This is a genomic window from Micromonospora sp. NPDC047707 (assembly GCF_040704235.1).
Classification (GTDB): domain Bacteria; phylum Actinomycetota; class Actinomycetes; order Mycobacteriales; family Micromonosporaceae; genus Micromonospora.
Window position 1 is genome coordinate 1 of sequence record NZ_JBEYSU010000054.1, and the last position, 18,358, is coordinate 18,358.

General features: G+C 73.3%; 19 protein-coding genes. 5 read left to right on the forward strand and 14 right to left on the reverse strand.

Annotation, left to right across the window (positions count from 1 at the left end; all coding sequences use genetic code 11):
* Nucleotides 1-87 precede the first annotated feature (87 nt).
* The 4 genes from urtC to AB0873_RS29810 form a co-directional block, all read right to left on the reverse strand.
* Nucleotides 88-1,245, reverse strand: coding sequence for an urea ABC transporter permease subunit UrtC (urtC, locus tag AB0873_RS29795; protein WP_366603892.1), 1,158 nt, complete (start codon nucleotides 1,243-1,245; stop codon nucleotides 88-90).
* Entirely contained in the window at nucleotides 1,242-2,138 is an 897-nt protein-coding gene (gene urtB / locus AB0873_RS29800; protein WP_366603894.1) for an urea ABC transporter permease subunit UrtB, read from the reverse strand. The genes urtC and urtB overlap by 4 nt, the downstream gene beginning before the upstream one ends.
* A 53-nt stretch (nucleotides 2,139-2,191) precedes the next feature.
* On the reverse strand, nucleotides 2,192-3,433 hold the full coding sequence (gene urtA, locus AB0873_RS29805) for an urea ABC transporter substrate-binding protein (protein ID WP_366603896.1): 1,242 nt from the start codon (nucleotides 3,431-3,433) through the stop codon (nucleotides 2,192-2,194).
* Nucleotides 3,434-3,835: 402 nt separating this feature from the next.
* Nucleotides 3,836-4,963 carry a substrate-binding domain-containing protein gene (locus AB0873_RS29810; RefSeq protein ID WP_366603898.1) on the reverse strand — a complete coding sequence of 376 codons (1,128 nt, stop codon included), beginning with the start codon at nucleotides 4,961-4,963 and terminating at the stop codon, nucleotides 3,836-3,838.
* A gap of 98 nt (nucleotides 4,964-5,061) precedes the next feature.
* Between AB0873_RS29810 and AB0873_RS29815 the strand changes: the two genes are divergently transcribed.
* Nucleotides 5,062-5,511: a MarR family transcriptional regulator gene (locus AB0873_RS29815; protein WP_155331944.1), complete on the forward strand. Its 450-nt coding sequence runs from the start codon at nucleotides 5,062-5,064 to the stop codon at nucleotides 5,509-5,511.
* Between the two features lie 23 nt (nucleotides 5,512-5,534).
* On the opposite strand, the gene AB0873_RS29820 is transcribed toward AB0873_RS29815, so the two are convergent.
* The 9 genes from AB0873_RS29820 to AB0873_RS29860 form a co-directional block, all read right to left on the reverse strand.
* Entirely contained in the window at nucleotides 5,535-6,593 is a 1,059-nt protein-coding gene (locus AB0873_RS29820) for an FUSC family protein (protein ID WP_230688683.1), read from the reverse strand.
* A 232-nt stretch (nucleotides 6,594-6,825) separates the two neighbouring features.
* Nucleotides 6,826-7,554, reverse strand: a complete 729-nt coding sequence (locus AB0873_RS29825) for an urease accessory protein UreD (protein WP_366603901.1) — start codon at nucleotides 7,552-7,554, stop codon at nucleotides 6,826-6,828.
* Nucleotides 7,554-8,276 (reverse strand): urease accessory protein UreG, encoded by a 723-nt coding sequence (gene ureG, locus AB0873_RS29830; RefSeq protein ID WP_366603904.1) that lies wholly within the window; start codon nucleotides 8,274-8,276, stop codon nucleotides 7,554-7,556. The genes AB0873_RS29825 and ureG overlap by 1 nt, the downstream gene beginning before the upstream one ends.
* On the reverse strand, nucleotides 8,266-8,949 hold the full coding sequence (locus tag AB0873_RS29835) for an urease accessory UreF family protein (protein ID WP_366603905.1): 684 nt from the start codon (nucleotides 8,947-8,949) through the stop codon (nucleotides 8,266-8,268). The genes ureG and AB0873_RS29835 overlap by 11 nt, the downstream gene beginning before the upstream one ends.
* Entirely contained in the window at nucleotides 8,949-10,652 is a 1,704-nt protein-coding gene (locus AB0873_RS29840; RefSeq protein ID WP_366603907.1) for an urease subunit alpha, read from the reverse strand. The genes AB0873_RS29835 and AB0873_RS29840 overlap by 1 nt, the downstream gene beginning before the upstream one ends.
* Nucleotides 10,649-11,026 carry an urease subunit beta gene (locus AB0873_RS29845; RefSeq protein ID WP_366603909.1) on the reverse strand — a complete coding sequence of 126 codons (378 nt, stop codon included), beginning with the start codon at nucleotides 11,024-11,026 and terminating at the stop codon, nucleotides 10,649-10,651. Before AB0873_RS29845 ends, AB0873_RS29840 begins: the two co-directional genes overlap by 4 nt.
* Nucleotides 11,023-11,325 (reverse strand): urease subunit gamma, encoded by a 303-nt coding sequence (locus AB0873_RS29850; RefSeq protein WP_366603911.1) that lies wholly within the window; start codon nucleotides 11,323-11,325, stop codon nucleotides 11,023-11,025. Before AB0873_RS29850 ends, AB0873_RS29845 begins: the two co-directional genes overlap by 4 nt.
* 425 nt (nucleotides 11,326-11,750) lie before the next feature.
* A complete protein-coding gene (locus tag AB0873_RS29855; RefSeq protein ID WP_366603913.1) occupies nucleotides 11,751-12,392 on the reverse strand; it encodes a hypothetical protein in 642 nt (213 codons plus the stop codon).
* Between the two features lie 148 nt (nucleotides 12,393-12,540).
* Nucleotides 12,541-13,719: a snapalysin family zinc-dependent metalloprotease gene (locus AB0873_RS29860; RefSeq protein ID WP_366603914.1), complete on the reverse strand. Its 1,179-nt coding sequence runs from the start codon at nucleotides 13,717-13,719 to the stop codon at nucleotides 12,541-12,543.
* Between the two features lie 317 nt (nucleotides 13,720-14,036).
* On the opposite strand from AB0873_RS29860, the gene AB0873_RS29865 reads away from it, so the two are divergent.
* The 4 genes from AB0873_RS29865 to AB0873_RS29880 all read left to right on the forward strand — a co-directional run bounded on the left by AB0873_RS29865 (nucleotide 14,037) and on the right by AB0873_RS29880 (nucleotide 17,763).
* Nucleotides 14,037-14,624 carry a hypothetical protein gene (locus AB0873_RS29865; protein ID WP_366603916.1) on the forward strand — a complete coding sequence of 196 codons (588 nt, stop codon included), beginning with the start codon at nucleotides 14,037-14,039 and terminating at the stop codon, nucleotides 14,622-14,624.
* 89 nt (nucleotides 14,625-14,713) lie between these two features.
* Entirely contained in the window at nucleotides 14,714-15,394 is a 681-nt protein-coding gene (locus AB0873_RS29870) for a response regulator transcription factor (protein ID WP_155331935.1), read from the forward strand.
* Between the two features lie 12 nt (nucleotides 15,395-15,406).
* Entirely contained in the window at nucleotides 15,407-16,873 is a 1,467-nt protein-coding gene (locus AB0873_RS29875; protein WP_366603918.1) for a HAMP domain-containing sensor histidine kinase, read from the forward strand.
* Nucleotides 16,870-17,763, forward strand: coding sequence for a Gmad2 immunoglobulin-like domain-containing protein (locus AB0873_RS29880; RefSeq protein WP_366603920.1), 894 nt, complete (start codon nucleotides 16,870-16,872; stop codon nucleotides 17,761-17,763). Before AB0873_RS29875 ends, AB0873_RS29880 begins: the two co-directional genes overlap by 4 nt.
* A gap of 37 nt (nucleotides 17,764-17,800) precedes the next feature.
* Here AB0873_RS29880 and AB0873_RS29885 read toward each other — a convergent pair whose 3' ends face one another.
* A complete protein-coding gene (locus AB0873_RS29885) occupies nucleotides 17,801-18,037 on the reverse strand; it encodes a hypothetical protein (protein ID WP_366603922.1) in 237 nt (78 codons plus the stop codon).
* Nucleotides 18,038-18,358: the final 321 nt, after the last annotated feature.

Sequence of the window (18,358 nt, forward strand, 5' to 3'; positions counted from 1 at the left end):
CAACACCCCCTACAACCCCGACCGGCACCGAGCCCTCCAACACTTGCTCAGCCAAGATCAACCGGCGATGGCTTGACACAGGGCAACTCACGCCGCCGCCTCCGTCCGGCGCCGGCGCAGCCGGGTCAGCGGCCCGCCGCCGGTGCCGCGCCGGCGGCTGCACAGCGCCGCCAGGCCACCCGGAAGGAACGCCACGACCAGCACGAACAGGCCGCCCTGCAGGTACGTCCAGGTGCCCGGGAACCGCTCGGACAGGGCGGTCCGCGCCCACGCCACCGCGACCGCGCCGAGCACCGGGCCGAGCAGGGTGGCCCGGCCGCCGACGGCGACGCCGATGACGAACTCGATGGAGGGGACGATCCCGATCAGTGCCGGCGAGATGATGCCGACCGCCGGGACGAACAGCGCCCCGGCCAGGCCGGCCATGCCGGCGGCGGTCACGTAGGCGACCAGCTTGACGGTGGCCGGGTCGTAGCCGAGGAAACGGACCCGCTCCTCGCCGTCGCGGACCGCGACCAGAAGTTCGCCGTAGCGGCTCTGGATCAGCTGGCGGGCCAGCCACAGCAGCGCCAGCAGGGCGGCGGCGATGAGGAAGTAGACCGTCCGCTGGTTGACCGGGTCGTCCAGGTCGTAGCCGAAGAAGCCCTGGATGTCGGTGAGGCCGTTGGTGCCTCCGGTGGTGCCCTGCTGGCCGATCAGCAGGATCACCATGGCGGCGGCCAGGGCCTGGCTGAGGATGGCGAAGTAGGCGCCGCGTACCCGCCGCCGGAACACCAGCGCCCCGAGCCCGAAGGCGACCGCCATCGGCAGCAGCACCGTCGCCGGCAGGGCGAACCACGGGCTGGCGAACGGACGCCACCACAGCGGCAGTTCGTCGAGTTGCCCGTACAGCTGCATGAAGTCGGGCATCTGGCCCGGGCCCGCGTCGGCGAGCTTGAGGTGCATGGCCATCGCGTAGCCGCCGAGGCCGAAGAAGACGCCCTGGCCGAGGGTGAGCAGGCCGCCGCGTCCCCAGGCGATGCCGATGCCGATCGCCACCATGGCCAGGCACAGGTACTTGGCCAGCAGCGACAGCCGGAAGTCGGACAGCACCAGGGGCGCGGCGGCGAACAGCAGGACGGCGCCGAGCGCGAACCCGGCGGCGGTCCGCAGCCGATCGGCACGGCGGCCGCGGCCGGCGGGTGGGCTGGCGGCCGGGGCGGGGTCGACGGCGGTGGTGGCGGGCGGTCCGGCGAGGGCGGTCATGCCAAACTCCTGGTACGCAGGGTGAACAGGCCCTGGGGCCGCCACTGGAGGAACGCGACGATGGCGATGAACACCATCACCTTGGCGACGCTCAGGGTGGTGAGGTACTCGCCGGTGGCCTGCAGGACGCCGAGCGCGAACGCCACAATCACGCTGCCCTTGAGTTGGCCGATCCCGCCGACCACGACGACCAGGAAGGCGTCGATGATGAGGTTGGTGCCCATGGTGGGCCCGATCGGGCCGAGCAGGGTGAGCGCGACGCCGGCGACACCGGCCAGGCCGGAGCCGATGAAGAAGGTGATCCGGTCCACCCGGACGGTGGGGATGCCGGAGACGGCGGCGAGGTCGCGGTTCTGCACGACGGCGCGGATCCGCCGGCCGAGCGGGGTGAGCCGCAGCGCCAGGGTCAGCGCCGCCACGGCGGCCAGCGCCAGGACGAGGATGAACACGCGGTTGTTCGCGACGGTCACCCCGCCGGGCAGCGCGACGTTGCCGGTGAGCGGCTCCGGTGCGCGGGTCTGTACGTTGGGGCTGCCGAAGACGTCCCGGGCAAGTTGCTGAAGGATCAGCGACACGCCCCACGTGACCAGCAGGGTGTCCAGCGGGCGGGCGTAGAGGCGGCGGATCAGCAGCGCCTCCAGCAGCACGCCCATCGCGCCGGCCACCACGAACGCGACCGGCAGCGCGACCAGCAACGACCAGCCGGCGCCGGTGATGATCTGCTGCAGGACGTAGGTGGTGTAGGCGCCGGCCATGATGAACTCGCCGTGGGCCATGTTGATCACATTCATCTGGCCGAAGGTCAGCGCGAGGCCGAGCGCGATGAGCAGCAGCACCGCGCCGATGCTGATGCCGGTGAAGAGTTGGCCGAAGAGGACTGTCACGGTGCGCACTCCGAACGGGTGGGGTGGCCCGGGCGGCAGGGCCGCCGCCCGGGCCACGTCGGTCAGCTCAGGCCGCTCGCCCAGGGGTAGCTCTTGAGGTACGGGTCCGGCTCGATCGGCTGGCCGGAGTTCCACACCTCGGTGATCAGCCCGTCCGCGCCGATCTTGCCGATCCGGGCGGTCTTGGCGATGTGCTGGGTGGTGCCGTCGACGGTGACCAAGCCCTCCGGCGCCTCGAAGGTGATGCCGTCGGCCGCGGCGCGCACCTTCTCCACGTCGAAGCTGCCGGCCTTTTCGACCATCGCCTTCCACAGGTGGACCGAGACGTACGCGGCCTCCATCGGGTCGCTGGTCGGCTTGTCCGCGCCGTACTTCTTCTTGTACGCGGTCACGAACTTCTCGTTCGCCGCGCCCGGCGTGGTCTGGTAGTAGTTCCAGGCCGTCAACTGGTTCTTGAGGTACTGCGTGCCGATGCCCTTGACCTCCTCCTCGGCGATCGACACCGACACCACCGGCAGGCTGGCGGCGGTGAGCCCGGCGGAGGTGTACTCCTTGAAGAAGGCGACGTTGCTGTCCCCGTTCAGCGTGTTGAAGACGGCGTTCGCGCCGGACGATTTCACCTTGTTGACGATCGTGCCGAACTCGGTGGACCCGAGCGGGGCGTAGTCCTCCCCGGAGACGGTCATTCCGTTCGCTTCCGCGTACGCCTTGATGATTTTGTTGGCCGTCCGCGGGAAGACGTAGTCGCTGCCCACGAGGTAGACCGACTTCACGCCCTGGGCCTTGAGGTAGTCGAGCCCGGGAACGATCTGCTGGTTTGTGGTCGCGCCGGTGTAGAAGATGTACGGCGACTGTTCCAGGCCCTCGTACTGGACGGGATAGAACAGCAGTGCCTTGTTCTTCTCGAAGACCGGCTTGACCGCCTTGCGGCTGGCCGAGGTCCAGCAGCCGAAGACTGCGGCGACCCGGTCCTGGCTGATCAGTTTCTCCGCCTTCTCGGCGAAGGTGGGCCAGTCCGAGGCGCCGTCCTCGCCGACCGGCTCGATCTTCTTGCCGAGGACCCCGCCGGCGGCGTTGATCTCCTCGACGGCGAGCAGGATCGCGTCGCGGACGGTGACCTCGCTGATCGCCATGGTGCCGGAGAGCGAGTTGAGCAGTCCGACCTTCACCGTGTCGCCGGAGACGTCGGCGCTGACGCCCGCGGCGGTGTCGGTGTCGGTGGTCTTGCTGCCGCACGCGGCCAAGGCGGCCGCGACGACCAGGGTCATGGCACCCGTCAGGATGCGGCCCCGGATCAGTGACATCTGTTCTCCCTGCGCTGTGCGTGGAGCAGCGGTCGTGTTAGGTGATGTCGACGTCGGTGTCGCGGCGCGGTCCGGGATGACGTCGGCGGCGGCCGGACGGCGGGTGGACACCGGCCGGATCCGCGAATTGGTTGTCGGGCAGGGAAAGCTTCGATCCGCTTCGTTGCGCGGACGTTTCCTGCTCCTCAATAGACTGTTTCCGGCCCGCCGAAGCGCGGCACGAAAAATGCCGGTGTCGCGCCGCCGGAAAATTGGCGACGGGCACCGGCACACAATTATCTGTGGCCCCGGAGGGCAATTAGCCGCCACCGGGGCAGGCGTTAACGATATCCCGGGTCCATCCTGGATACTTCACGCAGGAAGCATCTTAGACGGCCATCCCGGCCGCCTGTCAAGGTCGCCCTACAGCTCCGTCCGGACGGCGAACTCCAGCCCGTCGGCCTCGGCCAGGTAGATGCGCTGGCGCACGTGCCGGCGCCGCAGGCGCAGCTCGCCGCGCGGCCCGTCGTACGTGACCACGTCGGCGGCCGCCTCCACCCCGCGTACGTCCAGCGTGCCGGCCTTCGCGATGAGCGCGGCGAGCAGCATGACGCCCTCGTAGCAGGACTCCCCAAGGCTGCCGAGCGGCGGCGCCTCCACCCCGAAGCGGCGCGCGAAGGCGCCGTGGAAGTCCAGGTTCTCCGGGGTGACCAGGCCGGCGAAGAAGCCCGCCGTGCTGTACAGGTTGCCGGTGGCGCTCACCCCGCTGGCCAACAGCATGTTCTCGTCCATCAGCGTGCTCAGCCGCAGGCACCGCTGGTCCAGCCCGGCCCGGGCGAACGCCCGGTTGAAGCGCACCGCGTCCGCGCCGACCAGCAGCACAAGCACCGCGTCGGCCTCGGTGCGTTCGATCCGGCCCAGCGCCTCGGCGAACGCGTGCGTCTCCAGCGGCAGGAAGTGCTGCCCGACCACCCGGCCGCCGCAGCGCCGGGCGTACCGCCGGGCGGCGAGCCCGGTCCGGCGCGGCCACACGTAGTCGTTGCCCACCACGAACCACCGCCGCACCCCCAGCTCACCGGCGAGCAGCCGCATCGCCGGCCAGAGCTGCGCGTCCGGCGTCTCGCTGGTGAGGAACACCCCCTCGGTGCACTCCCCGCCCTCGTACAGGGCGGTGTACACGTACGGCACCCGGTGCGCGACGCGCGGCGCCACCGCCTGCCGCACCGACGAGATGTGCCAGCCGGTCACCCCCTGCACGGCGCCCATCGAGACCAGCGCCTCCACCTCGGCGGCCACCTCGGCCGGCGGCGCGCCGCCGTCCACCGGCACCAGCCGCAGTTCCCGGCCCAGCACCCCGCCCCGGCGGTTGACCTCCTCCACCGCGAGCTGCGCGCACAGCTCGCAGCTCGGCCCGAACATGCCGGCCGGCCCGCGCATCGGGTAGACCAGCGCGACGCCGACCACGTCCCGGTCGACGGTGAGCCAGGGCGCCCCGGTGGTGAGGCGCTCCCCCGCCGGTGGACGCCCGAACCCCGGGACCGGCACGGACATGAACACATGGTGGCCGTACCCGCTCCCCGCCCGCCAGCGCTCCCCACCCAGCGGGACGACTCGGTACGATGGCGGAGCCACCGCCAGGCGGGAGAGCCATGTCTGACCGTCCCGGAACGCCAGCCGACCTGCTTCGGCTGCTCACCCGCGCCGAACGCCTCCTGTCGCACCGAGTCGGCGCGCTCCTCGCCGCCGAGTCGCTCAGCATCGAGGCGTGGCGCGTGCTCTGCCTGCTCTCCGACGGCCTCGGCCACCCGATGACCGAGGTGGCCGCCGAGGCGTCCCTGCCCCCGGGCACGCTGACCAAGCTGGTCGACCAGCTCGTCGACCGCAACCTGGTGTTCCGCCGGGTCGACCCGCTCGACCGGCGCCGCATCCGCGCGTACCTGACCGCCCGGGGGCGGCGCGAGCACGAGCGCGTCGACGGGTTGGTCCGCGCCAACCTGGCCGAGCTGGCCACCTCCGCCAACGCCGACCTGGCCCGCCACCTCGACGCCCTGATCGGCCGGTTGGACCCGGCCCGCCGCCCCGTCCCGGCCACCGCCTGACCGTCAGGCTTCGGTTTCCCGGCTCATCCGGGCCGGTGAACTGAGTCCTCTCCGTCCCGGATCGCGTTCCGTACCTCCTCATTCGCCGACGTCGGGTCGTAACCGGTGGCGCGGAGCAGGTCGCTCGCGGCGGTGCGGAGCTGGGTCACCACCGCATCTCCGAAGTCGTTGACTCCCCGGGCTCGGGCTCGTCCGGCCGCCTGCACCGCATCGCGTACCTTCTGCTTGGTCCCCTCGGGGGGACGCCCGGCCCGGTGCTCGCGGCGCAGCGACTCGACCCCGTCGGCGAGGTGGCCGACGCCCACGGACAGGTCGGGTTGGATCGGCTCGTCGTACTGCAGCGCCAGCGCCGACCGGCGGGCCAGCCCTCGACTGTGTTCGATGACCCGCTCCAGGTAGACGGTCGCGTGGGCGAAGCGCTCCACATCCTGGCGGCGCCGCCAGCGCGCCGGCGCCAGGCTGACCACCTCTTCGGCGCCGCTGAGCGCCTGGTGCATCCGGTCGAGGTCGGGTCCCAGGCCGCGGAGCGTGTCCAGCGCCCGGACCGCCCGCTGCTGATCGTGGGTCGCCAGCGCTGAGCTGACCTCCCTCAGCTGGTCGGCGAGGCACCCGTAGATCGGGGCCGCGTCGCGGTCGAGGATCCGCATCGGGTTGATCGGCAGCAGCAACATGACCACCACGAGTCCGACGGCGCTGCCGACCGCCGCCTCGACGATCCTCGGCCATTCGAGGTTCTGCTGCGCCGGTGCCAGGGTCGCCAGCAGCACCGCCGTACCGCCGGCCTGCCCGACGGCCGACCCGCTGCCCCCGAACAGCAGGAGCGTGGTCAGGATGGCGCAGGCGACAACGAAACCGGTCTGCCAGAAGCCGGTACCCAGAAGTGTCAGCAGGAAGTCGGTGGTGACGATACCCAGTCCGACGCCGAGCAGCAGTTCGCCGGTGCGGCGGGCACGCTGGCCGAGCGCGGCGACGATCGTACCCACCGCGGCGGAGGGCGCGAAGACCGGCGAGGAGTTGCCCAGCACGTCGTGGCCGATCCACCAGGCCAGCGCGGCGGCGAGCCCCGCCTGCAGAGAGATCACCAGAGCGACCTCGAGCTGGTGCAGCCGCAGTCGACCCGCCTGGCCACCTCGACCCCGGGCCCGGCCCGCGGCGACCTTCACCTGCTCAGCCCCGCGATCGAGCCGGGACCGGTCAACGTGTCGCCGGTGGTCGTCAGCACTCACCGACCACTCGTACCATGCGGCGGTCCACGGAGTCCGGCCAACCGAGGAGGCCACCACAGGTGACGATCGCCGTATGCCCGCGGGCGGATCAGATCGGCGGCGTCAGGCTCTCCCGCAGGGTGTGCGCGTCTCGGGCCGTCGCGGTCCACAGGGTGGCCCGGCCGCCGGCCAGCGGTAGCCGGGCGACGGTCCCGCCCACGGTCACCAGGGGCGGCCCGGCCGGCCGGCCCGGATCCACCACCAGCAGTGTGCCGGTGGCCGGCGCGCCGTCGAGCACGGCCGGCCCGGACCAGCCGGGCGCGTCCGGCCCGACCGCGAGGGACTGCCGCAGCAGGGGACGGCCCCCGTGGTCCACGCTGGTGCGGACAACCGCGTCGCCGGACGGCTCGCCGTGCCGGCCGCAGACCAGCTCGTCCCGCCAGAGCAGCGTCCCACCGTCGGCCACCTCGACGCTGGAGTCCGCGACGTGAGCGCAGCCGGCCACCGCGACCAGCTGCTCGGGCAGCCAGTGCAGGCTGGCGCCGGCCGCCACACTCGCCCGGACCCGCATCCGGGAGGCGGCGCCGGGGTGGCCGGGCTGGGCCACCGAGGCGGCCACCGTGTGCACCCGGACCGCCGCGCCAGGCCCCACCTCGACGTCGAGCCGCAGGTCGTCGCCGGCGAGCGGCCCGGCCGCCCCGCCGACGACGTACACCGTCACGCCACCGCCCCGGCCGGGCACCTGGCGCAGCAGCACCGGGGGTTCCCCGCGCAGCTCCGGCAGGATGGTGCGACCGCGACCGTCGGTCCGGGCGACCAGCCGGGCGGTGGCCCGCATCAGGCCGGTCCGGCGGGCACGGCGACGGACACCCGGTGGTGCGCCACCTCGTGACGGATCCAGTTGGCGACCCGCACGGCCAGCGGGTCCTGTGCGATGGAGAGGAACACCGTGGGCAGGTCACCCCGCCGGGCCCGGGCGTCCCGGTCCATCACGGACAGATCCGCGCCGACCATCGGCGCCAGGTCGGTCTTGTTGATGACCAGCAGGTCGGCGGCGGTCACCCCCGGCCCGCCCTTGCGGGGCACCTTGTCCCCGCCGGCCACGTCGACCACGAAGATCTGCCGGTCCACCAGGCCCCGGCTGAACGTGGCGGTCAGGTTGTCCCCGCCGCTCTCCACCAGCACCAGATCCAGCGGGCCGACCGCCTCGGCCAGCTCGTCGACCGCGTCCAGGTTCGCGCCGATGTCGTCGCGGATCGCCGTGTGCGGGCAGCATCCGGTCTCCACCGCGCGGATCCGCGCCGGGTCCAGGACCCCGGCCCGCCGGAGGAAATCGGCGTCCTCGGTCGTGTAGATGTCGTTGGTGACCACGCCGAGGCGCAGCTCACCGGCGAAGGCCCGGCAGAGCGCCGCGACCAGGGCGGTCTTGCCGGAGCCGACCGGGCCGCCGATGCCGACCCGAAGGGCGCGGCCGGCGGGCGCGAGCGGCCCGTGCGGGTCGACGCCGGGCTCGGGGTGGTTGTGTGGAACGGACTCGTCGTGCTCGATCTCAGGACGCAAAGAGACGCACCTCCCAGGTGGCGTGGGCTTCGGCATGGATGTCGGACAGGGGCGCGGCAGCGGCCGGCAACGCCTCCGGCTGGCCGTCGGCGGCGGCCACCGCGGTGGCGGCGGTGACATCGCACGCGCCGGCCAGGTCGGCCAGCAGCGCGTGGACGTGGTACGGGTCGAGGCCGAGCAGCCGGAGCCCGGCGCTGGCCGCGCCGGTGACCGTGCCGTACGCGGCGACGAGCGCGGTGTCCGCCGGGTCGAGCCCGGCGGCGGCCCCGACCAACCCGAGCACCAGCGGCTGGTGGGGGCCCTCGCCCGGGTCGGGCAGGCCGGCGAAGGGGCCGCCCGGCCAGACCCGGTGCCCGGCCCGCAGCAGCGCCCGGCCCTGGCGGCGGGACACCGTCCGCAGCGCCGGTGCGGCGGTACGCGCGTCCAGCTCGGCGTCCAGCACGGCCAGGACGGCCGCCCGGTCGCCGGCCGGGACGGCCCGGTGCGCCGCCGCCGCGAACGCCGCGCCGACCAGCCCCGCGGTGGCGAGCCGACCGCGCAGGAATGCCGCGAGGGTGGCCAGGTCGGTGACCCGACCGGCGGCGACGGCCGCCTCCAGGCCACCGGAGTGGGCGTGCGCCCCGGCGGGGAAACGCCCGTCGGCGAGGAGCAGGAGCAGGCTGCGCGTGCCCATCAGAACAGGAAGTACCGCTGGGACATCGGCAGCTCCGGCACCGGATCCGGCTCCACCACCACCCCGTCGACGCGGACGGTGAAGGTGTCCGGATCCACCTCGATGTGCGGCATCGCACCGTTGTTCGGCAGGTCGGCCTTGCCCCGCGACCGCACGTCGGCCACCGGGACGACCCGCCGCCGTACGTCCAGCCGCAGCCCGGCGTCGAGCGCGGCCGGCGCCACGAAGGCGAGGCTGGTGGCGGCGGGCGCCACACCGTAGCCGCCGAACATCGGGCGCGGCAGCATCGGCTGCGGCGTCGGGATCGACGCGTTCGCGTCGCCCATCTGGGCGTACGCGATGAAGCCGCCCTTGAGCACCAGGTGCGGGTGGACGCCGAAGAAGGCCGGATCCCACAGCACCAGGTCGGCGAGCTTGCCCGGCTCGACCGAGCCGATCTCACCGTCCAGGCCGTTCGCCATGGCCGCGCAGACGGTGTACTTCGCGACGTACCGCCGGGCCCGGTGGTTGTCCGCCGCGCCGTCGCCGGGCAGCGCACCGACCCGGGCCTTCATGACGTGCGCGCTCTGCCAGGTCCGCAGGATCACCTCCCCGACGCGCCCCATCGCCTGCGCGTCCGAGCCGATGATCGAGATCGCGCCCAGGTCGTGCAGCAGGTCCTCGGCGGCCATCGTGGACGGTCGGATCCGGCTCTCGGCGAACGCCAGGTCCTCCGGCACCGCCGGATTGAGGTGGTGGCAGACCATCAGCATGTCCAGGTGCTCGGCCAGGGTGTTGCGGGTGTACGGGCGGCTCGGGTTGGTCGACGACGGCAGCACGTTCGGCTCGCCGGCCACGGTGATGATGTCCGGCGCGTGGCCACCGCCGGCCCCCTCGGTGTGGTACGAGTGGATGGCCCGCCCACCGATCGCCCGCAGCGTGTCGGCCACGAAACCGGCCTCGTTGAGGGTGTCGGTGTGGATCGAGACCTGCACGCCGGAGGCGTCGGCCACCCGCAGGCACGCGTCGATCGCGGCGGGCGTCGTGCCCCAGTCCTCGTGCAGCTTGAAACCGCCGGCCCCGGCCCGCAACTGCTCCCACAGCGCCTCGATGGAGACCGTGTTGCCCTTGCCGAGCAGCAGCACGTTCACCGGGAACGCGTCGAGGGCCTCGTGCATCCGGGCCAGGTGCCAGGCGTTCGGGGTGACCGTGGTGGCCCGGGTGCCCTCGGCCGGCCCGGTGCCCCCGCCGACCAGGGTGGTGATGCCGCTGGCGAGGGCCTCGGTGACGATCTGCGGGCAGATGAAGTGGACGTGGGTGTCGACCGCCCCGGCGGTGAGGATGCGACCGTTGCCGGCGATCACCTCGGTCGCCGGACCGATCACCAGGTCGGGATGGACACCGTCCATGGTGTCCGGATTGCCGGCGCGACCCAGCGCCACGATCCGCCCGTCGCGGACACCCACGTCGGCCTTGACCACGCCCCAGTGGTCCAGCACCACCGCACCCGTGATCACCGTGTCGAGGGCGCCCTCCGCGCGGGTCGCCCGGGACTGGCCCATCGACTCGCGGATGACCTTGCCGCCGCCGAAGACGGCCTCGTCGCCGCCGGCACAGTGGTCCTGCTCCACCTCGATCAGCAGGTTGGTGTCGGCCAGCCGGATCCGGTCACCGGTGGTCGGCCCGTACAGGGCGACGTACCGGTCCCGTGCGACCGCGCTCATGCGGTGGGCCCTCCGTTCGTACCGTCGGAGCGGTCGTCGGAGCCGGCGGCGCGACCCCGGGCGCGGCCGTCGAGCGGGCCGGCGCAGGCACCCCGCAGGCCGGGCACGACCCGCGCGCCGCCCAGCGGGACCAGGTCGACCTCCCGGCTGACACCCGGTTCGAAGCGCACCGACGTCCCCGCCGGCACCGCCAGCCGGTGCCCCCAGGCGGCGGCCCGGTCGAAGCGCAGCGCCGGGTTCGCCTCCGCGAAGTGGTAGTGCGACCCCACCTGCACCGGGCGATCGGCGGTGTTGACGACGAGCAGGGTGGTCACCGGCCGCCCGGCGTTGATCTCGACCGGACCGGGAGCGGGCAGGACCTCGCCCGGGATCACGGGATCGGGTGGTGCACCGTCACCAGCTTGGTGCCGTCCGGGAACGTCGCCTCCACCTGCACCTCCCTCAGCAGCTCGGGGACGCCGTCCTGCACGTCGTCCCGGCCGAGGACGGTGCGCCCGGCGGACATGAGGTCGACCACGGTGCGGCCGTCGCGGGCCCCCTCCAGCAGGAAGGCGGTGATCACCGCGACGGCCTCGGGGTAGTTGAGTCGCAGGCCACGGTCGCGCCGCCGGCGGGCGACGTCGGCCGCGACGTGGACGAGCAGGCGGTCCTGCTCGTGCGGGGTGAGATACACGGGTGCTCCCGGTGGGGTCGGTGCGTCCCGGCCCGGAACCGGACGCACGGCGCCCAGGGCTCACGAGCTGGGGATCACACGGACGCTGACCGGCGCCGGCGGGACGATCCCGGGACTCCACCATCCCGGGCCGCTCACGCGCCACCCAGCGGTCGTCGGCTGCGGACCGCACCGCGCCACCGCTGACCAGACCGTAGAGGATGCGTGGCCGGCGGAGCAACCGGCGGAATGCGCCGGACCGGTTGACTCGTCGCCGGCATCCGGCCGATGGCCGGTCCGGAGCATTGAGTTGACCTGCGTGGCCTGTCCGGTCGGTGGCGCCGTGGCCGGGTGGAAGGAAGGGCCCCTTTTTAACGCCTCGCGTTGTAGAAGGGGCCCTTCCTAACACCTCGGGCGGCTGAGCCAGGGCGGCGGCCAGGCTCCGGTCACGATGGCCGGTTGCGCTCCTGGCTGAGGCGCTCGTCGAGGCGGCCCAGCTCGTAGATGGCGTTGAGGTCGGTCGGCAGCCGGGACACGTTGTCCGGTGCCGGCTCCGGGTCCGGGCCGGTGGCACCAGGCGCGGCGGCGGCGCGTTCCGGCGCCACCAGGGCTCCGGTTGGGACCCTGCGTCGCCGCAGGGCCAGCAGCACCGGTACGGCCGCCACGCCGACGGCGAGGGCGTACACGAGGAGCCGGCCGGTTTCCCCGCCGCCGTCCACCGCCGGCCCCGGCAGTGCCTCCGGCAGATCGCTCGCGGCCGACCTGGTCGGCGTCGGCTGACCCGGGGCGCGGACGCCCGCGCCGCCGCCGGTGCGGCCCGGCACCGCGTGAGCACCGTCGGAAGTGGGCGCTCCCGGCTGGGCCGAGGTCGTCGGTGCCGGCTCCCCGGAGGCCCCGGGCGCCGAGGGCGTGCCGGCGCTCGGCGTGGCACCCGGCGACGGGCTGCTGCCACCGTCGAGCAGATCGCCCACCAGCCCACCGACTCCGCCGAGCAGACCCCCGACCACCCCGCCAGAGGGCGACGGCTCGGGCGGGACGGAGGGCGTCGGGGCGGGAGCGAGCGCCAGGGTGAGAGCGAGCGCGGCCACGGCAGGCATGTTCACCTCGGAGGGATCGGGCGTGGTCCGCACCGTACCGCACTCCGTGAGCGGACGGTGACACCACACCGGCCTTGCGGGGCGTTAAGAAGGGCCCCTTCTACAACGCGATGCGTTAGGAAGGGGCCCTTCCTTACCGTCAGGCCGGGAGGCCGCCGACCTGGGTGTTGATCCAGGAGCGGATCGACGGCAGGTCACCGTAGATGGACGGGCCGGTGGCGCAGGTCGCGTTGTTGTTGCCCGACCGGCTGGTCGCGCCGATCAGGTTCCACACACCGCCGATCCGGCGCACCTGCGGGCCGCCGGAGTCGCCGTAGCAGGCGCCGGAGTTGCCGCCGGTGTTGTTGGTGCAGATCTCGTACGGACCGTTGATGCCGATGCAGCGGCTGTCCGACACGATCGAGGTGTCCAGCTCGTGCGCGATGGTCGGCGCGGAGCCGCAGCCCCGGTTCGGGCAGGTCAGGCCCCAGCCGATGATGCGGGTGGCGGTGCCGACCGCACCGGAGGTCGTCGGGATCGGCGCCGGGGCGTACGAGACCGAGCTGGACAGGGCCAGCAACTTGACGTCGATCGTCGGGTGGCTGACCGAGCGGCTGACCCGGACCACCGTGCCGCCGCTGGTGCGGTTGACGCTGCCGACGCGCACCGAGGACGGCGTCGGGCAGTGCCGCGCGGTGACCACCCAGTTCGCCTTGATCAGCGTGCCGGTGCAGCCGGACGTGTAGACCAGCCACGGGTAGTTCTCGGTGGCCGGCCGCCCGCCCACCACCAACGGCGTGACATCGTCGGAACCCCAGGTGAAGGTGCCGGTGGTCACCGTCGCGCGGCTGCCGGCGAAGAGCGAGTTCACCCGCGAGGCCTCGGCGCTGCTGGGGTACGCGTTGCGGCACGAGACCGGTGCGCTGCTGCCGGACATGAGGTCGGAGCAGAGGCCGGTACGCCGGTCGGGCAGGCCGAGGATGTGGCCGAACTCGTGGCTCGCGATGCGCGTGCGGTCGTACCCCTGGTTCACCGCGGTCCAGCCCATCCAGATGCGGCCGGAGCCGAGTCCGGTGACCTGGGCGCGCGGCCACCCACTGTCGACGTAGATGGTGACGTTGCCCGGCGTACGCGGGACCAGCCGGACGTTGCTGACCGAGCTGTTCCAGATCTGGGCGGCCTGGTTGAAGTTCGTGCGGAACTCGCCGGCCCGGCTCGCGTCGTAGTAGACGGTGCGGGCGGCGGAGGCCGGCGCACCGGTGGCGACCTGCACCCCGGCCGCCGCGAGCACCGCCGCCAGCACGGCTCCGGCCGCGCGCAGCAGTTGTCGTCTGAGCATCTCACTCCCCTGTCGTCGGCGGCAGCGCCGCCATCCATCGATGTACGTGGATGTTAGATCGACCTACGCCGATGTCCCGACATAGCGGAAGAGTCATACCGGTCGACCCGCCCTGGTCTGCGCGCCCACCCGCACCGGACCCCACCCACTGTTACGTGGCCGTTACGCCACGGCGAAGGTGGCGTGGCGCACCGCCGCCACGGTGAAACCGGGTCCCGCGAGAAGCGCGACCGACGACACCGGGCCCGGCGACGACGCCGGACCGTCGGCATCCCGGCGGTGGGCCGGGAACAGCCACGAACGGCAGGAGGAGACAGATGCGGATCAAAAGTGGACTCATGGTCCTGGTGGTCGTACTCACCGGACTGGTCGCCGCCGCGGGCACCGGCACGGCCGCGCCGACCGGCACGACGAAGGCGGCGGCGACGGGCTCGCCGTACTGCGGGATCACCTGGGGCAGCCTGACCAAGTCGGCGGGTTCGCTGAGCACCGCCCCACTGGTCGACGTGCGGACCGGGCGGCACGACTGCTACGACCGGGTGGTCTTCGAGTTCGCCGGCCCGGTGACCGGCTACACGGTCGCCTACGGCGAGACCTGGACCGAAGGCGAAGGACTGCCGCTGTCGCCGTACACCGCCGGGGACGAACTGCTGCGGGTCTCGTTGCAGGCCCCCGCGTACGACGACGAGCACGTCGCCACCGTCCCGTACCGGGTCGGCGAGCACACCGCCAACCTGCTGCGCCACCGCACGCTGCGCGACGTCGTGTTCGGCGGCAGCTTCGAGGGCTACACCACCTTCGCGGTCGGGGTGCGGGCACGGCTGCCGTTCCGGGTGTTCGTCCTGACCGGCCCCGGTACGCACAGCCGGATCGTCCTCGACGTGGCCCACCAGTGGCAGGAGTGACGACGGCGTAGGGTCCGGCGCCGCCCGGACCCTCCACACCGGCCGTTTCGCCAGGTCAGCCGGGGCCCCAGCGGGGCTACGCTCAGCGCATGGAAGGCCGGGTGCTGGTCGTCGAGGACGATGCCTCCATCCGTGAGGTCACCGCCCTCGGCCTGCGGCGCGCCGGCTTCCGGGTGGACACCGCCGTCGACGGCCGGTCGGGGCTCGCCGCGTGGCGCGCCCGGCCGGTCGACCTGATCGTCCTGGACGTCATGCTGCCCGGCCTGGACGGCTTCGAGGTCTGCCGGGAGATCCGGCGGACCAGCCAGGTCCCGATCCTCATGCTGACCGCCCGGACGGACACCATCGACGTGGTCGTCGGCCTCGAATGCGGGGCCGACGACTACCTACGCAAACCCTTCGACCTGCCGGAGCTGGTCGCCCGGGTCCGCTCGGTGCTCCGGCGGGCCACCACCGCGCCGGCCCCCGGCACCATCGAGATCGGTGGGCTGGAGATCGACCCGGCCAGCTTCGTCGCCCGCAAGGACGGGCGGGACCTCGCGCTGACCGCCACCGAGTTCCGGCTGCTCCTGGAGCTGGCCCGCCGACCCGGCCAGGTCTTCACCCGGGAACTCCTGCTGGAACGGGTGTGGAACCACGACTTCCTCGGCGACTCCCGGCTGGTCGACGTGGCGGTGCAGCGGCTGCGCGCCAAGGTCGAGGACGACCCGGCGAACCCCCGGCTGGTCCGGACCGTCCGGGGCGCCGGCTACAAGTTGTCACCGACGTGAGGGAGGTGCCCGGTGCGGACAGCGGACCCGGTCGTCCCCGGTCGCCTGCGGCGCCGGCTGACCGTCGCGTTCGTCCTCGTCGCCGGGGTCTCCGCCGGGCTGCTCGCCGGCGGGTCGTACGCGCTGCTGCGCCAGGCCCGCTTCGACGCCTCGGTGCAGCAGGCCGCCGCCGACGCCCGCTACCAACTGGTGCTCGCCGGGCAGTTCGTGCCGCTGACCGCGCAGCGCCGGGCCGACCTGCTCACCAGCTTCGAACGCAGCGGCCGGCACGTGGTCCTCGTCGACGGCGAGGCGTACCCGTCGAACCCGTCGTACGCGCCGGCGCCGGGCGCGGGGCTGCGGGCGACCGTGGCGGCCGGCCAGCTCGGCTACGAGCGGTCGGCGCCGCAGGCCCGACCCCGGCTGCTGGTGGTCGGCGGTCGCGTCCCCGGCTCGACCGCCGAGCTGTACGTGGTCACCGTGGAGGACGACATCGCCGCCGGCCTCGACCAGCTCCGTACCGCCCTGCTCGCCGGCTGGGTGCTGGTCGTGCTGCTCGCCGCCGCGGTGGGGCACACCCTCGCCCGCCGCACCCTCGACCCGGTCGGCCGGGCCAGCCGGGCCGCCCGCGCGCTCACCGAAGGGCTGCTCGCCACGCGGCTGCCGGTACGCGGCCGGGACGAGTTCAGCGTCTGGGCGGCCTCGTTCAACGAGATGGCCGAGGCGCTCCAGGACCGGATCGAGGCCCTGTCCCGGGCGCAGGCCCGGGAGCGGCGGTTCACCGCCGACGTCGCGCACGAGCTGCGTACCCCGGTCACCGCCCTGGTGGCCGCGGCCTCGCTGCTCGGCGACCACCTGGACCGGCTGCCCGACGACGCCCGGCGCGCCGGGGAGCTGCTCGTCACCGACGTGGTCCGGTTGCGCAGGCTGGTCGAGGACCTGATGGAGATCTCCCGCCTGGACGCGGGGCGGGAGGCGCTCGCCGTGACCACCGTGAACCCGGCCGCCCTGCTGCGGTCGATCCTGCGGGCGCGTGGCTGGGCGGACCGGGTGACGGTCGACGCGGCGCCCGTCGACCTGCGCACCGATCCCCGCCGGCTGGAACGGGTCGTCGCGAACCTGGTCGCCAACGCGGTCGAGCACGGCGGCGGCGAGGTGCGGGTGGACGTCCACCGCGCCGGCCCGGAGGTCGTCTTCGACGTCACCGACCAGGGCCCGGGCATCCCCGCCGAGCACCTGCCCCGGCTGTTCGACCGCTTCTACAAGGTCGATCCGGCCCGCTCCGGGCGCGGCAGCGGGCTCGGCCTCGCGATCGCGTGGGAGAACGCCCGCCTGCTCGCCGGCCGGTTGACCGTGCGGAGCACCCCCGGCGTCGGCACGCTCTTCCGGCTCGCGCTGCCGGCGACGCACCCCGAGGACTCCGCCGCCACGCCGGCCGGCACCGCCCCTCGACCCCGCGAAGCGGGCGCGGACACGCGGACCCCCGGAGGTGCGTCGTGACGCGCGCGGCGGTCACGGCGGGAATCGTCGCCCTGCTCGCGGTGAGCGGGTGCGGCGAACCCCGGTCGGGCGCGCTCGGGCCGGCCCCGACGGCGGCGGCGCCCGCCGCGTCCGCCCCGCCCGCCGCCACCCCGGAGCCGGCTCCCACCGGCACCGGCACCGGGCCGCCGGGCCCGACCACGGTCACCACGCCGCCGGCACCGACCGGGACGACCGCGCCGCCGGCGGGCACGGTGACGATCGAGCTGTGGTACGTCCGCGACGGCCGGATCGCCCCGACGCGGCACACCCGTCCGGCCACCGTCGCCACGTCCCGCCTCGCGTTGACCGAACTGGCGACCGGGCCGACCGCGGCCGAGCGCGCCACCGGCCTGGCCACCCTGGTGCCCGCCGGCACCGAGGTCAGCCGGATCGCGGACGGGACCGCCGTGCTCGGGGTGCTGCCGACCACGGGCGGGCCGGCGGCGGTCCGGCTGCGCGAGGCCCAGGTGGTCTGGACGCTCACCCAGTTCCCCACCGTGCGGCGGGTCCGCTTCGGCACCGCAGGCCCGGTCGACCGCACCGACTACGCCGACCTGCTGCCACCGATCGTCGTGACCACACCCCTCATCGGTGCGCGGGTCACCAGCCCGGTCACGGTCACCGGAACCGCCGACGTGTTCGAGGCGACGGTCAACGTCCGCGTCCTCGACGCCGCAGGCCGGGAGATCGCCACCACGTTCACCACCGCCACCTGCGGCACCGGCTGCCGGGGCGACTACCGGGTGGCGGTGAACTACCGCGTCGACCGGGAACAGGCCGGCACCGTCGAGGTGTACGAGGTGTCCCCGGCCGACGGCTCACGGACCAAGGTCGTGGCGGTCCCCGTACGCCTCACGCCCCGCCGCTGAGCCGGGTGGACTCGTCTCGGTTGAAGATGCCCCGGGCTCAGCTGTCATCGGCCAGCTCTGAAAGTTCCACCAATGGCAGCCTTTCGGCCAACCCGGTCCACCCTGCTCGTCGAGCGGTGCGGAAACGGTGGCAGAGATAGCAAACAACGTCACACTTCGCAATTTCCGCCATGAGCCGGCTCTTGCCAATGCCGTTTCGCGCCTCCGCGATCGAGAAAGACTTCACCTCGCCCTCGCGGTGGTCAAATTCCATAGCAAAGAACGGAAACTCCATGCCGCAGTCAGCGCAGGGTATGGCCTTGAGCTTTGCTAGCATCTCGGCGCATTCTCGACGGCGCCTTGCGTTTCTCCGCCTGTAGACATCCCTGTTGTTCTCGTACCATCGACGCCGCGCCGCGCGTGCAGCTTCAGGATTCCTGCCGACGCCGGTGCCGCGATTCCAGCCCTGCCCCTTGAAGTGGGAGACGTCTAGCCCCAGATGTTCCGTCCTGGCCTTGAGACCCGACTTGGCTCAGGTTAGTGCGCAGGTCGACTGGGCCGGGTGATGGCTTCGAGTGCGTCGTGGAGGTCGTCGGGTAGGGGGTCGGCGGCGGTG

Bases quoted from the DNA above. Each gene is read 5' to 3' on its own strand.
- AB0873_RS29840 (WP_366603907.1), bottom strand. From the start codon at position 10,652: ATGAGCGCGGTCGCACGGGACCGGTACGTCGCCCTGTACGGGCCGACC.
- AB0873_RS29860 (WP_366603914.1), bottom strand. From the start codon at position 13,719: ATGCTCAGACGACAACTGCTGCGCGCGGCCGGAGCCGTGCTGGCGGCG.
- AB0873_RS29815 (WP_155331944.1), top strand. From the start codon at position 5,062: ATGTCTGACCGTCCCGGAACGCCAGCCGACCTGCTTCGGCTGCTCACC.
- AB0873_RS29825 (WP_366603901.1), bottom strand. From the start codon at position 7,554: ATGCGGGCCACCGCCCGGCTGGTCGCCCGGACCGACGGTCGCGGTCGC.
- AB0873_RS29835 (WP_366603905.1), bottom strand. From the start codon at position 8,949: ATGGGCACGCGCAGCCTGCTCCTGCTCCTCGCCGACGGGCGTTTCCCC.
- urtA (WP_366603896.1), bottom strand. From the start codon at position 3,433: ATGTCACTGATCCGGGGCCGCATCCTGACGGGTGCCATGACCCTGGTC.
- urtC (WP_366603892.1), bottom strand. From the start codon at position 1,245: ATGACCGCCCTCGCCGGACCGCCCGCCACCACCGCCGTCGACCCCGCC.
- AB0873_RS29870 (WP_155331935.1), top strand. From the start codon at position 14,714: ATGGAAGGCCGGGTGCTGGTCGTCGAGGACGATGCCTCCATCCGTGAG.
- AB0873_RS29810 (WP_366603898.1), bottom strand. From the start codon at position 4,963: ATGTCCGTGCCGGTCCCGGGGTTCGGGCGTCCACCGGCGGGGGAGCGC.
- AB0873_RS29865 (WP_366603916.1), top strand. From the start codon at position 14,037: ATGCGGATCAAAAGTGGACTCATGGTCCTGGTGGTCGTACTCACCGGA.
- AB0873_RS29885 (WP_366603922.1), bottom strand. From the start codon at position 18,037: ATGGAGTTTCCGTTCTTTGCTATGGAATTTGACCACCGCGAGGGCGAG.